The sequence below is a fragment of the Profundibacterium mesophilum KAUST100406-0324 genome (assembly GCF_009835145.1).
GTDB lineage: Bacteria > Pseudomonadota > Alphaproteobacteria > Rhodobacterales > Rhodobacteraceae > Profundibacterium > Profundibacterium mesophilum.
The window spans coordinates 1-13104 of the sequence record NZ_APKE01000011.1; the positions used below are offsets into that span (position 1 = coordinate 1).

Consider the following 13104-nt stretch of genomic DNA (forward strand, 5'->3'; position numbering starts at 1 on the left):
AGCAAAAGTGGACGACTTTTGCGCCGCCCGCCCCGGCAAAATACCGGCGCTACCGTGGCCTAATTTGCAACCGCCCTATACAGTCGAGCGGGAGGTCAATGTTCAAGACCGCGAGATCCATCTGGTCGAGAGCGCGGCGGCCGTCGCCAAACGCGAGCAGATCGCGGGCAACAAGGAGCGTGAGGCCGACGAGGTTCTTTCGGTCGCTCAGGCCGTCGCGGGCGGCGATCTGGACTGCGTGGACTGCGATGACGCGCAGGACGGTGCGCAGGAACCGGCGCCGGACAAGCCCGCGCTTCCCATGCGTCCCTTCGGAAGGGCCCTGGCACGCCTGAGGACGGACGAGAAGTTCGCGGCGCGCGCCGAACTGAAGGATGCTTTCGACGAGGTCCGGCAGGCAGACGACGCAATCGTGCGGGTTACGAACCTCCTGCCGATGAAACTGCGAAAGCAGGTCGCCTCGGCCCGCACGTCCCTGACCCGCAGTATCATGGCGCTCACCTCGCATCTGAGGGGCGAGCAGCCGGTCGAGCACGACGAATCTCCGCGCGAGTGAGTTTTTCGTCCTTCAATTCTTTCCGATCGATTTCAATCCGACCCAGATTCCTTTTGGGACCGGATGGCCCACCAAACTGAAGCTTTCAGGAAACTCAAGATGACCCAAGAAACCAACCCTGAGAAGAACCAACCACCCCGCGCCGCAGACCATGCGCAGCCCGAGAAACCGCGCCGGAAGAAGAAGGCGCCGCCCATCGGCTTCAACGCGCTCGATGACCACGAGCAGAAGCTCGTCCGGAGCATCGCGATCACCGGCGCCCGGGTCGCCGGTCGCCAACAGAAGCGCACAGAAGGCCAGCTGAAGGCGATGAAGGCGATGAAGGCGATGAAGGATACTCTGGAAGACATCTTCGCCAACCCCGACGAGGCGGACCCGCGCTTCATCGCGGTGGTCTTCAAGGGGATGCTCGACTACGCCACCTCGGCGAACGCGAAGAAGATCGCCTCGCACGCTCTGTGCCCGCCCGACTTGGCCCGCGCCTACCGGCCCGACGCCTGATCCAACCGCCATCCCGGTTCTCGCAAGGGCACAGCAAATGCTGCGCCCTTTTGCTTTTGCCGGGACCGTATGCGGTTGGATCAGCACCCACATGGCAGTCCCGGTAGCAATCCGGACCCGCTACACCCAAGAAACGGGCTCTTCAGACAATGCCCGACCGAAGACATTCTCCCGGTGCCAGCGCAGGTTCTCCGGGTGCGGCGCGTTCCTTGGGTCCGCGGGCCTGACGAGCTTGCCATCCGGCACGAGCAGCCGCCCAACGACCTCACCGGGCACCTTGTTGTGGGAAACGAGGATCGTCTCGCAGTCATCGGCGACGGAAATCAGGCCGCGATCGAACATCCAGTGCAGCGTTCCGGAGAGCGACAGCCCGTTGCGCACCGAATCGCTGCCCTGGTTCTCGACGGGCCGGATGTGCGCCGCCTGCACCTCAGGCCGCCCGCCGCCGTTGCGCAGCATCAGCCCGGACATCGCACAGCGGTAGCCGTAGGCGTCGCGCACCTTCCGGCGGAAGGCGACATCGCGATAAGGTCTCCGCGTGAGCCGCTCGAGCACCGGCCGTCTGAAGGGTTCGGCCCCTTCGGCAAGCTCGGCCGGCTGCGGGTCATAGCGTGCCGCCTCAATCTGCTCCAACTCCTGCGGCAGGCCGAGATCCACGATGCGGGCGAAGTCTGCCTCCGGCAACCGCCGCACAGCGAGCTGCACAGCACCGCCCTTTTTCGGCGTGCCGTCGGGTTCTGTCAGCGCGGCTTCCATGGGCCGCCCCTTCAGTATTCGTGGCACCTCCCGATCGAAGGGAAGGAAGCTGCCCGGCGCAATCATCGCAAGAAACCGTCCCTCGACTCTCGGCTTCGGGATCACCCGGTCGATTTTTGCAACTGCAAAATAGCCGCGCGGGCCGGCCTTCACTGGCTCGTAGTAGACGATCCAGTCGCCTACGGCCTCCCTGACCGCATTCAGGTAGGAGCGTGGGAAGTCGTAGACGACGTCAGGCTCGTCCTCGTAGATTGAGTCGGCCTTGTGCATGAGAACAAGCTTCACCATGTGCCCACGAAAGCTGTAACAGGCGGAAATGCAAGGACTTCCTACGAAGACGGGCACGCTTGGCCTTGCGCAGGTACCCTGCGGGCACCACTACCACGCTGTCATAGCCTGGATGCGCTTAGGCGCTGCAATTAACGGTCGGGCAACGCCCCTTTCTAGAGCGAATCGCGCGCTTCGAGCTCGGCCAGCAGGTGCCGCTCCGGCAGCCAGGGGTTGAGCGTCAGCGCCGCGCGCAGGCTTTCGAGGGCCGCGCTGTCGCGGCCCAGCGCCATCAGTGTCAGGGCCCGCCCCGAAAGGGCCGCGACATGGGCCGGGGCGCGCCGGAGCGCCCGGTCCAGATCGCGCAGCGCGGCCGGGTAATCCTCGCGGATGAAGGCGACGAAAGCGCGCTGGTTGTAGCCTTCGGCATAATCGGGGCAATAGGCGATCAGCGCGTCGAAGGCCGCCACCGCCCCCTCGAAATCGAAGGAGCTGCGCCTGCTCATCCCGTCATCGAGAAGGCGCTGCGCCCTCGCGTCGGGCGCGGTGGCCCAGATCTGCCACATCCGGTTGCTCAGCACCTGCGCGGCATTGGCATCGGGTGCGCTCTGGATCGCGGTGAACAGGACCGCGAGCTCGTCCATCCTGTCCTGCGGCGCGGGGCAGTCCTGCGCGGCGAGCGGCAGGGCGGGCAGAACGCAGAGCACGAGGATGGCAGGCAGGCGCGGCATGGTCCGATTTGGCCGCGTGCGGGGGGCGCCTGTCAAGTCCCGTGCTCAGAGAGCCACATCCTTGACCGCCTGCATCGCGACATAGGTGGAGGTGTGCGAGACATGCGGCAGGGTCGAGATCCGCTCGCCCAGGATCGCGCGGTAGCTGCTCATATCGGCCGTGCGCACTTTCAGCAGGTAGTCGAAGTCGCCCGCGATCATGTGGCATTGCTCGACTTCGCCGATATCGCCGACGGCGCGGTTGAAGGCCGCAAGGGCGCTCTCGCGGGTATCGTTGAGCTTGACCTCCACGAAGGCGACATGCTCGCGCGCCAGCCGCACCGGGTCGATCAGGGCCCTGTAGCCGGTGATCACCCCATCCGCCTCGAGCCGTTTGAGACGCGCCTGCGTCGGCGATTTCGACAGGCCGATGCGCTGCGCCAGCTCGGTGACGCTGATCCGTCCCTCGCCGGTCAGGATGTCGAGAATCGCGAGATCGAAACGATCTATGGCGGCGCGCGTCATTCGCCCTGCCTCCTTCATCGAAATAAAGCGTTCCGACTGCCTGCGGGCAACCTGCGGGACGACGTCCCGCAGAACGCAGCGTATCATAGACCAAATAACAGGAGCGTGCCATGCCTCGTGATGATTATTCCGACCATCGTCCCCCCTCTGGCAGCGACGCGCCCGCCGCGCCCGTCCTGCCCTTCGGCGCCTATCCCGACCCCGATGCCGTCCTGAGCACGCTGGTGCAGGAGGCCGGACTGTCGGCCGGGGACCGCGCCGCCATCACGCGGCGCGGCGCGGAGCTGGTGCGCGGTATCCGCGAGGGCGGCTCGCCGGGGCTGATGGAGGTCTTTCTCGCCGAATACGGGCTTTCGACCGACGAGGGCATTGCGCTCATGTGCCTTGCCGAGGCGCTGCTGCGCGTGCCCGATGCGCAGACCATCGACGCGCTGATCGAGGACAAGATCGCCCCCTCGGACTGGGGCCGCCACCTCGGCCATTCCTCCTCCTCGCTGGTCAACGCCTCGACCTGGGCGCTGATGCTGACGGGCCGCGTGCTCGATGACCGCCCGCCCGGGCTTGCCGGACATCTGCGCGGTGCGCTCAAGCGGCTCGGGGAGCCGGTGATCCGCCGCGCGGTGGGCCGGGCGATGCGCGAGATGGGGCGCCAGTTCGTCCTCGGCCAGACCATGCCGGAGGCGATGCGCCGCGCCGCGAAGATGGAAGAGAAGGGATATACCTACAGCTATGACATGCTCGGCGAGGCGGCCTGCACCGAGGCCGATGCGGCGCGCTATCACCGCGCCTATGCCGATGCGATCGAGACCATGGCCGCCGCCGCGACGCATGGCGACATCCGCCGCAATCCCGGCATCTCCGTCAAGCTCTCGGCGCTGCATCCGCGCTACGAATGGGCGCAGCGCGAGCGGGTCCTGAAGGAGCTGGTCCCGCGCCTCGCCACCCTTGCCGCGCGGGCCGCGCATCACGGGATCGGGCTCAATATCGATGCCGAGGAGGCCGCCCGGCTGGAGCTGTCGCTCGAGGTGATCGGCCAGGTGCTCGCCGATCCCGCGCTTGCCGGATGGGACGGGTTCGGCGTGGTGGTGCAGGCCTACGGGCCGCGCGCGGGTGCGGTCATCGACTGGCTGCACGATGCCGCCGGCCGGCACGGGCGCAAGCTGATGGTGCGGCTGGTCAAGGGCGCCTATTGGGACAGCGAGATCAAGCTGGCACAGGTGAACGGCCTGCCCCGTTTCCCGGTCTTCAGCCGCAAGCCCGCCACCGATGTCAGCTACATCGCGAACGCGCGCAAGCTTCTGGGCCGCACAAATCGGCTCTATCCGCAATTCGCCACCCACAATGCCCATACCGTCGCGGCGATCCTGCACATGGCCGGCCAGATGGAGGTTGATGCCCAAAGCTACGAATTCCAGCGCCTGCACGGAATGGGCGAGAAGCTGCACGGTATCCTGCGCGCGGAAGAAGGCACGCGCTGCCGCATCTACGCGCCGGTCGGCGCGCATCGCGATCTGCTGGCCTATCTCGTGCGACGCCTGCTCGAGAACGGCGCCAACTCGAGCTTCGTCAACCAGATCGTCGACGAGGCGGTGCCCCCCGAGGAGGTCGCGGCCGATCCGTTCGATGCGCTGGGCAAGACCGGGCCGGTCGCGCCGGGCGCCGCGCTTTTCGCGCCCGAGCGGGTCAACTCGCGCGGCTGGGATTTGAGCGAGCCGCGCCACCTGGCGCAGATCGAGGCGGCGCGTGCGCCGTTCGCGCAGCACGTCTATCACGCCGCGCCGCTTCTGGCAGGCAGCGCGGCGCCGCAGGAGGCCCGCCCCGTGCATGACCCGGCCGCGCCCGATCTCGTGGTGGGCGATGTGCGCGAGGCGAGCCCGGCGGATGCCGAGACCGCGCTTGCCGGGGCCGCGCCATGGGACGCGGCGCCGAAGGAGCGCGCGATGATCCTCGAACGGGCGGCCGATCTCTTCGAGGAGCATCACGGCGAGATCTTCGCGCTGCTTGCGCGCGAAGCGGGCAAGACCCTGCCCGATGCCGTGGGCGAATTGCGCGAGGCGGTGGATTTCCTGCGCTACTATGCCAGCCGCATCGACGCGCTGGACGCACCCGCGCGCGGGGTCTTCACCTGCATCTCGCCATGGAACTTCCCGCTTGCCATCTTCACCGGGCAGATCGCCGGCGCGCTGGCGGCGGGCAACGGGGTGATCGCGAAACCTGCCGGGCAGACGCCGCTGATCGGCCATCTCGCGGCCGGGCTCATGTTGCGCGCGGGGGTGCCGGGCACGGCGCTGCAATTCCTGCCGGGCGGCGGCGAGATCGGGGCGATCCTGACCCGCGAGAAACGGCGTATCGCCGGTGTCGCCTTCACCGGCTCCACCCGGACCGCCAGGCATATCCAGCGATCGATGGCCGAGGCCATGGCGCCGGGCACGCCCCTGATCGCCGAGACGGGCGGGCTGAACGCGATGATCGTCGACAGCACCGCGCTCCTAGAGCAAGCCGTGCGCGATGTCGTCATCTCCGCCTTCCAGTCGGCCGGCCAGCGCTGCTCTGCCCTGCGCTGCCTGTATGTTCAGGAGGATATCGCCGAGGAATTCCTCACCATGCTGCGCGGCGCCGTGGACAGCCTGCGGCCGGCCCATCCCTGGCGCCTGTCGAGCGACAGCGGTCCCCTGATCGACGCGGCGGCCCATGAGGCGATCGCCGACTATGTCGAGGGCGCCGCCGCGCAGGGACGCGTCCTGCATCGCGGCCACGCCCCGGCCGAGGGATATTTCCTCGCGCCCACCATCGTGTCGATCCCCGGCATCGAGGCGCTCGAACGCGAGGTATTCGGACCGGTCCTGCATGTCGCGCGCTTCGCCTCCGGCAAGATCGACGCGGTGATCGATGCGGTCAACGCGACCGGCTACGGCCTGACCTTCGGGCTGCATACGCGGATCGACGCGCGGGTGCAGCATGTCGTCGACCGGGTCACGGCCGGCAACCTCTATGTCAACCGCAACCAGATCGGCGCGATCGTCGGAAGTCAGCCCTTCGGCGGCGAGGGCCTGTCGGGAACCGGCCCCAAGGCCGGGGGCCCGGACTACATGGCGCGGTTCACGCGCCCGCCCGCCCCGGACGGCGTGCAGCCGCCGCGCGCCGATGAGGGGGGCGGGCGCATTCTCGCCCCCGTGTCCGCAGCCGCGCCGGCCCGGGCGCTCGCATCCGCGCCCGCCCCGTCATGCACGGCGCCATCCGACCTGCCCGGACCCACGGGCGAGTCGAACCGGCTGCGCCATTGCCCCCGCCCCCCGGTGATCTGCGCGGGCCCCGGCGAGGAGGCGGTCCGGCAGCAGGCCGAGGCGGTGCGCGCCCTTGGCGGGACGGCCCAGCCGGTGGATGGCATGCTCGATCCTTCCCAGATCGGCGCCCTGCCCCCCTTCGGTGCCCTGATGTGGTGGGGAGAGGACGAGACGGCCCGCGGCTTCGAGAAGGCCCTGGCCGAACGCGACGGGCCGATCACCGGGCTGGTGGTCGGGATGCCGATCCGGGCGGATGCGATGCTCGAACGGCATGTCTGCGTGGACACGACCGCGTCGGGGGGCAATGCGGCGCTCCTCGCCGAGGCGGCCGACGACATCCCCCACGTCTAGGCCGCGCGACGGGGGCCGGCATCGCGGTGGTGCCGGCCGCCGCCTGCCGGGCAGAAGCCTCTCCGGTCCCCGCTCCGGCCCTGCCGCCATGACGCTCCGCTGCGTGCTGGCCGGACCGGGCGGGGCAAAAGGCCGGACCTGCCGCCCGCCTCGTCCTCCCACCGACTTCAGGGCGCACGCGGGCACGCGCGGTGCGGCGCGGCTTGACCGCCCCGGCGAAGAGGGGCAAGCCTGCGCCATGCTTCCGATCCGCGATCACACCCCGTCCGCCACCACCCCTTGGGTGACCTACGGGCTGATCCTGGTGAATGTCGCGATTTTCCTGCTGTTGCTCCCGCTCGAGGGCAATCCACGGGCGCTTACGCTCTTTTACTACGATTGGGCGCTGATCCCGGCGATCGCCGATCCCGTCACCTTCCTCAGCTCGCAATTCCTGCATGGCGGTTTCTGGCATATCGCCGGGAACATGCTGTTCCTCTTCATCTTCGGCGACAATATCGAGGACGAGCTGGGCCATGCGCTTTTCCTGGCCTTCTACCTCGCGGCGGGTGTGGCCGCGGGTCTCGCGCAGACGCTCTTCGATCCAACCTCCACCGTTCCCATGGTCGGGGCCTCGGGCGCGATCGCCGGGGTGATGGGGGGCTATCTTCTGCTCTTCCCGCGCGCCCGGATCGACGTGCTCCTGATCCTCATCGTCTTTTTCAAGGTGATCCCGGTGCCGGCCTGGGCGGTGCTGAGCCTGTGGCTGATCCTGCAGATCGTCTCGGGCGCCGGCACGGCACAGAGCGGCGGCGGCATTGCCTACTGGGCGCATGTCGGCGGGTTTCTCGCGGGGCTCGCCCTGCTTCTGCCGCTCTGGGCGCGGCGTGGCGGTCCGCTCTACTGGCGGCGCAGCGGCGGCGTGCCGCCGCATCCGCCCGCCGACAGCGTCGCGGCGGTCCCCCTGGTGCGGCGCCGCAGGTAGGATCGTGCGGACCCGGCGCATGCCCGGGCAGCGCGCGGCCTCACCGGGCCGGGGCGTCTGCCGGGAACCGGGCGCCGATCAGCCGCCGCGGATCAGCTTGGCAAAGCCGTCGAAGACCGGCTCGTTGGCGACGATGATCTCGCCATCTGCAAGGATGTCGCCCGCGGGGTCGATCGGCTCGACGAAGGCGCCGGCCTCCTTGGCGATCAGCATCCCGGCCGCGAGATCCCAGGGCTTCAGCCCGCGCTCCCAGAACCCCTCGTAGCGGCCGGCACCGACATAGGCGAGATCGAGCGCGGCCGCGCCCCAGCGGCGCACCCCGGCAGTGGCTGGCAGCAGCCGCCCCAGGTCGCGCAGCGTGGCGGGAAGCTCGGGCCGTCCGCCGAAGGGCAATCCGGTGGCGAAGATGCTCTCGATCAGCTTGCCGCGTCCCGAAACGCGCATCCGCTGGGCGTTCATGAACGCGCCCGCGCCCTTCTCGGCGATGAACATCTCGTCCTTGGCCGGATCGAACACGACGCCTGCGACGATGGCGCCCTTGTGCTCGAGCGCGATCGACACCGCCCAATGCGGCAGGCCATGCAGGAAGTTCGTGGTGCCATCGAGCGGATCGACGATCCAGCGCCGGGTGGGGTCCTTGCCCTCGACCGCGGCGCTCTCCTCGCCCATCCAGCCGTAATTGGGCCGGGCCTCCATCAGGATGTCGCGCACCACCTTCTCGGCGGCGGTATCGGCGCGACTGACGAAATCGCCAGCGCCCTTCGAGCTGACCTGGAGGTTCTCGACCTCCCGGAAGTCCTTGACGAGCGAGCGCCCGGCGGCGCGCGCCGCCTTGATCATCACGTTGAGATTAGCACTGCCCTGCATCGCGCACCCTTCCTGAATTCAGCCCGTGCCTATAGACCGGCGCGGCCCCTTTGCCAAGGGTGGCGCGGAACTTCGCGATCAGCCTGCCGCCCGCCTTTGCAGCTTCACCGGCTCGCTGCGCGCAAGGCGCAGCAGATGCGCCATGTAGGGCTGCACCGTCTCCTCGGCCCGCGTCGCGGCATAGAGCCGGCGCGTCAGCCCCTCCGCCGTCACGGGGCGCACCGCGTAATCGGGATGGGCGTGCAGATCGCGCACCACCCAGTCGGGCAGCACCGCGACCCCCCGCTGCGAGGCCACGAGCAGCAGGATCACCGCCGTCAGCTCGACCTGCCGGATCCCCGCCGGCTCCACCCGGGCGGGCGTCAGGAGCTGGCTGAAGACGTCGAGTCTGGCCCGCTCGACCGGGTAGGTGATGAGGGTCTCGCCCCTGAAATCCTCAGCATCGACATGGGGTTTGGCGGCCAGGGGATGGGCGGCGGCGGCGACGAAGACCGGCTCGTAGTCGAAAAGCGGCGTGAAATCGATGCCCGGAAGCTCTTCGGGATCGGAGGAGACGACGAGATCGACCTCCTCGCGCTGCAGCGCCGGCAGGGCGCCGAAGGCAAGGCCCGGACGGATATCGACATCGACCTCGGGCCAGGCCTGCCTGAACCGCTCGAGCACCGGCAAGAGCCACTCGAAACAGGCATGGCATTCGATCGCGATATGCAGCCGCCCCGAAGTGCCCGCCTGCAGCCCCGCGAATTCCTGCTCGAGCGCCGCGATTTCGGGCAGGATGCGCTCGGCGGCACGCAGCAGCTTGAGCCCGGCGGCCGAGAGACGCAAAGGCTTGGAGCGCCGGGCGAAAAGCTCGACACCGACCTGCGCCTCGAGCCCCTTGACCTGGTGACTGAGCGCGCTTTGGGTGATATGGAGCTGGTCCGCCGCGCGCGCGAGCCCGCCGGCCTCGTGGATGGCCTTGATCGTCTTGAGATGCCGGAACTCGATATGCATTAGGCGGAACTCATGATCTTGTTGAGGATTATGAGTTTGTCTCACATCTGCCGATATGGGACAAGATCGACGAACCCCAACCCGGAAAGTCAGACCATGCCGCGCACGCCAGCCATCTCGTTCGAATTCTTCCCGCCCAAATCGCTGGAAGCCTCGTTCCGGCTGTGGGACACGGTGCAGACCCTTGCCCCGCTCGATCCCGGTTTCGTCTCCGTGACCTACGGCGCGGGCGGCACCACGCGCGGGCTCACCCACGAGGCGGTGACCACGATCGGCAAGACGACCGGGCTCAATGTCGCGGCGCATCTGACCTGCGTGGAGGCCAGCGCTGAGGAAACGCTCGAGATCGCGCGCTCCTATGCCAAGGCGGGCGTGCGCGAGATCGTGGCCCTGCGCGGCGATCCCCCCAAGGGTCATGGCAGCTTCACCCCGCAGCCCGGCGGCTTCGCCGATAGCTGCGAGCTGGTTTCGGCCCTCGCGCAGACGGGTGATTTCAAGATCAGGGTCGGTGCCTATCCCGATCCGCATCCCGAGGCGCGCGGTCCGGGCTCCGATGTCGACTGGCTCAAGCGCAAGATCGATGCCGGCGCGCATAGCGCGATCACCCAGTTCTTCTTCGAGGCCGACACCTTCTTCCGTTTCCGCGATGCCTGCGCGCGTGCCGGGATCGACGCGCCGATCATTCCCGGTGTCCTGCCGATCGAGAACTGGAAGGGCGTGCGCAAGTTCGCCGCCTCCTGCGGCGCGCGCATCCCGCTCTGGCTCGACGAGGCGTTCGATGCGGCGCGGCGCGACGGGCGCGAGGACCTGCTGGCCACGGCCCTCGCCACGGAGATGTGCTCGGAGCTGGTCGAGGGCGGGGTCGAGGATCTGCATTTCTACACGCTCAACAAGCCGCATCTGACGCGCGATGTGTGCCATGCGCTCGGCATCACCCCGCAGCCCCCCCTTGAAAAGGTGGCCTGAGACTCGCGCCGCGCCGGGCGAGCCGCCGGGCCGGTGCCCATGCTCGGGCGTGCCCCGCCCTTCCCGGCTAGATATCCAGCGGAAAAGCCCCGAGCCCGAGCCTGCGGTGGTAGCCTATGTGCCGCACGGGCATCATGCCGAGGCACCGTGAAGCCAAAGCGCTTAACAATGGCGCGGAAACCTGACAAACACCTTTAGGCGGGGCATAGTTATTAAAAATTGTCAGGAGTAGACGGCCATGCTGTTCGAAGCGCGTGGCGGCCCTGCGCGGCCCGGGAAAACGGTGCCGACCTGCGATCTGCGCGACAGGCTCGAGCGCGACGGTGATGCCGGGTTCCCCAGCGGATGGCCCCCACGACTGTCGGCGGCCCTCGACATCGCGCTCGCGTCACCGCACCCCGTCTGGATCTGCTGGGGAGAGGATCGGCGCCTTTTCTACAACGACGCCTGCAGCGTCATTCTCGGCCCGCGCCATCCGCAGGCGTTCGGGGCTCCGGGCGCCGAAGGTTTCGGGCCGCTCTGGAGCCGCATCGCCGGGCAGATCGCCGGCATTCTCGAAGCGCAGGTCCCCCCGTGCGCAGAGGCGGATCATATCTCCCTGGCCGAGACGGGCGCGGGCGAAGGTCACGGTGCGCAGCCGGAGTGCCACTACGCGCTGTCCTTCACGCCGATCGGTGCCTTGGACAGCCCTCCCGAGGGTGTTCTGTGCATGATGAGCGATGTCACGCAGCTGCGCAGCGATGCGCAGCGCGCGGCGCTCGATGCCAAGCACCCGCGTTCCGCCCCCGATGCCGCCCCCGATGCCGATGAGGATGCCGGCCCGCGGGGCGAGGCCGATCTGGAGGAAACCGGGCGCGCGCTCGAGATCGCGCAGGAACGCATCGAGTTGGAGCTTTCGGCGGGCACCGTCATCGGCACATGGGTCTGGAACCTGCAGGATGGCACGTTCACTGCGGATGAGCGCTTCGCGCGCACCTTCGGGCTCGACCCGGCCGCGGCGCGGACCGGACTGCCCCTCGCGCAAGCCGTACGCATCATCCATCCCGAGGACCGCGATCAAGTCGACCGGCTGATCGAGCGGGCGATGCGCGAGGGGGGCGATTACCGCGCGCGCTACCGGACCCGTCATGCCGATGGGCAATACCGCTGGGTCGAGGCCTGCGGTCATTGCGAGCAAGACGCGGCGGGCCAGCCCATCCGTTTTCCCAGAGTGCTCATCGACATCGAGAAGCACCTGCGGGTCGAGACGGCCCTGCGCCGGCGCGAGGCGGACCTGGCGCTCCTGCTGGACGCGACGGCGGACGCCTTCTACGCCGTCGATACCGAAGGCCGGACGACGCGCTGCAACGCGGCCTTCCTGCGGATGCTCGGCTTCAATGGCCCCGAGGAGGTCGTGGGCCGCAAGCTGCATGACGTCATTCACCATTCCCATCCCGATGGCAGCCATTACGCGCATGAGGACTGCCCCATCTACCGCGTGGCGGGCACCGGCGAGGTCGCCCATGTCGATCACGAGCTGTTCTTCCGCACCGACGGGACGTCCTTCCCGGTGGAATACTGGGTGCAGCCGGTGTTCTGGGAGGGCGCGCTGCAGGGAGCCGTCTGCACCATCCTCGATATCAGCGAGCGCAGGCAGGCCGAGGATTCGCGGCAGCTCTTGCTGCGCGAGCTCAATCACCGCATCAAGAACCTCTTCTCGATCACGGCGAGCATGATCCAGATGACGGCCCGCAGCGCGAGCAGCGTCGACGAGATGGCGCAGGCCCTGCGCGGCAGGGTGCTTTCCCTGTCGCGGGCGCATGATCTGATCACCACCGCGATCAGCCGCACGGACGATCCCGATGCGCCCTCGGACCTGGCGCAGCTCATCGAGACGGTCATGGCGCCGCATATCGGCACGCGGCCCGGCGCCCTGAGCGCCGCCGGCCCGGCCCTTCCGATCGGCCCCAGCGCCACCACCAGCCTCGCGCTGATCCTGCATGAGCTGGCGACGAACGCGGTGAAATACGGCGCGCTCAGCGAGCCGCGTGGAACCGTTTCCATCACCTGGACGAGGAACGATGCCGGCCTGACGCTCGAATGGCGCGAGAGCGGCGGTCCCGGCCTCGAGGGCGCGCCCACCCGCCGCGGGTTCGGAAGCCGGCTCGCCCGGCTCAGCGCCACCGGCCAGCTCGGCGGGGATATCCGCTATGACTGGGCGCCCGATGGCGTGCGGATCGAGCTGACCGTCGCCGCCACGTCGCTCGTGCTGTGATGGTGCGTCCCTCGCCGCGCGAGCACCGCGCATCCCCCTGCCGCGCCGCCGCCGGCGCGGCCGCCCTTGCGCCCGCCACCGGCGGTTCCTAATCTGACCGCCGATGGGCC

11 protein-coding genes are annotated in these 13104 nt (G+C 68.6%); 6 read left to right on the forward strand and 5 right to left on the reverse strand.

Annotation, left to right across the window (positions count from 1 at the left end; all coding sequences use genetic code 11):
* Nucleotides 1-556 (forward strand): hypothetical protein (locus PMES_RS04135; protein ID WP_159964261.1); only part of this gene is annotated, 556 nt, incomplete at its 5' end.
* 99 nt (nt 557-655) lie between these two features.
* Nucleotides 656-1057: a hypothetical protein gene (locus tag PMES_RS04140; RefSeq protein WP_159964262.1), complete on the forward strand. Its 402-nt coding sequence runs from the start codon at nt 656-658 to the stop codon at nt 1055-1057.
* A gap of 120 nt (nt 1058-1177) precedes the next feature.
* On the opposite strand, the gene PMES_RS04145 is transcribed toward PMES_RS04140, so the two are convergent.
* The 3 genes from PMES_RS04145 to PMES_RS04155 form a co-directional block, all read right to left on the reverse strand.
* The gene (locus PMES_RS04145; protein WP_236549686.1) at nt 1178-2083 is read right to left on the reverse strand and encodes an HNH endonuclease; all 906 of its coding nucleotides are present in this window, start codon (nt 2081-2083) and stop codon (nt 1178-1180) included.
* A gap of 173 nt (nt 2084-2256) precedes the next feature.
* The gene (locus tag PMES_RS04150) at nt 2257-2811 is read right to left on the reverse strand and encodes a tetratricopeptide repeat protein (RefSeq protein ID WP_236549687.1); all 555 of its coding nucleotides are present in this window, start codon (nt 2809-2811) and stop codon (nt 2257-2259) included.
* Between the two features lie 45 nt (nt 2812-2856).
* Entirely contained in the window at nt 2857-3315 is a 459-nt protein-coding gene (locus PMES_RS04155) for an Lrp/AsnC ligand binding domain-containing protein (RefSeq protein ID WP_159964264.1), read from the reverse strand.
* 110 nt (nt 3316-3425) lie between these two features.
* Here PMES_RS04155 and putA point away from each other — a divergent pair, with 110 nt between their 5' ends.
* The gene (gene putA / locus PMES_RS04160) at nt 3426-6950 is read left to right on the forward strand and encodes a bifunctional proline dehydrogenase/L-glutamate gamma-semialdehyde dehydrogenase PutA (RefSeq protein ID WP_159964265.1); all 3525 of its coding nucleotides are present in this window, start codon (nt 3426-3428) and stop codon (nt 6948-6950) included.
* Between the two features lie 238 nt (nt 6951-7188).
* Nucleotides 7189-7914: a rhomboid family intramembrane serine protease gene (locus PMES_RS04165; RefSeq protein WP_159964266.1), complete on the forward strand. Its 726-nt coding sequence runs from the start codon at nt 7189-7191 to the stop codon at nt 7912-7914.
* 78 nt (nt 7915-7992) lie between these two features.
* On the opposite strand, the gene PMES_RS04170 is transcribed toward PMES_RS04165, so the two are convergent.
* Both PMES_RS04170 and PMES_RS04175 read right to left on the reverse strand, forming a co-directional pair.
* On the reverse strand, nt 7993-8781 hold the full coding sequence (locus PMES_RS04170; protein WP_159964267.1) for an inositol monophosphatase family protein: 789 nt from the start codon (nt 8779-8781) through the stop codon (nt 7993-7995).
* 78 nt (nt 8782-8859) lie between these two features.
* Nucleotides 8860-9774, reverse strand: coding sequence for a LysR family transcriptional regulator (locus PMES_RS04175; protein WP_159964268.1), 915 nt, complete (start codon nt 9772-9774; stop codon nt 8860-8862).
* 96 nt (nt 9775-9870) lie between these two features.
* Between PMES_RS04175 and metF the strand changes: the two genes are divergently transcribed.
* A complete protein-coding gene (gene metF / locus PMES_RS04180) occupies nt 9871-10740 on the forward strand; it encodes a methylenetetrahydrofolate reductase [NAD(P)H] (RefSeq protein WP_236549688.1) in 870 nt (289 codons plus the stop codon).
* Between the two features lie 238 nt (nt 10741-10978).
* Nucleotides 10979-12994 (forward strand): sensor histidine kinase, encoded by a 2016-nt coding sequence (locus PMES_RS04185; RefSeq protein WP_159964270.1) that lies wholly within the window; start codon nt 10979-10981, stop codon nt 12992-12994.
* Nucleotides 12995-13104 lie beyond the last annotated feature (110 nt).

What these genes read in the sequence shown, in the direction of transcription:
- metF (WP_236549688.1), top strand. Translation starts at nt 9,871, where the DNA reads ATGCCGCGCACGCCAGCCATCTCGTTCGAATTCTTCCCGCCCAAATCG.
- PMES_RS04165 (WP_159964266.1), top strand. Translation starts at nt 7,189, where the DNA reads ATGCTTCCGATCCGCGATCACACCCCGTCCGCCACCACCCCTTGGGTG.
- PMES_RS04140 (WP_159964262.1), top strand. Translation starts at nt 656, where the DNA reads ATGACCCAAGAAACCAACCCTGAGAAGAACCAACCACCCCGCGCCGCA.
- PMES_RS04170 (WP_159964267.1), bottom strand. Translation starts at nt 8,781, where the DNA reads ATGCAGGGCAGTGCTAATCTCAACGTGATGATCAAGGCGGCGCGCGCC.
- PMES_RS04185 (WP_159964270.1), top strand. Translation starts at nt 10,979, where the DNA reads ATGCTGTTCGAAGCGCGTGGCGGCCCTGCGCGGCCCGGGAAAACGGTG.
- PMES_RS04145 (WP_236549686.1), bottom strand. Translation starts at nt 2,083, where the DNA reads ATGCACAAGGCCGACTCAATCTACGAGGACGAGCCTGACGTCGTCTAC.
- PMES_RS04175 (WP_159964268.1), bottom strand. Translation starts at nt 9,774, where the DNA reads ATGCATATCGAGTTCCGGCATCTCAAGACGATCAAGGCCATCCACGAG.
- PMES_RS04155 (WP_159964264.1), bottom strand. Translation starts at nt 3,315, where the DNA reads ATGACGCGCGCCGCCATAGATCGTTTCGATCTCGCGATTCTCGACATC.
- putA (WP_159964265.1), top strand. Translation starts at nt 3,426, where the DNA reads ATGCCTCGTGATGATTATTCCGACCATCGTCCCCCCTCTGGCAGCGAC.
- PMES_RS04150 (WP_236549687.1), bottom strand. Translation starts at nt 2,811, where the DNA reads ATGCCGCGCCTGCCTGCCATCCTCGTGCTCTGCGTTCTGCCCGCCCTG.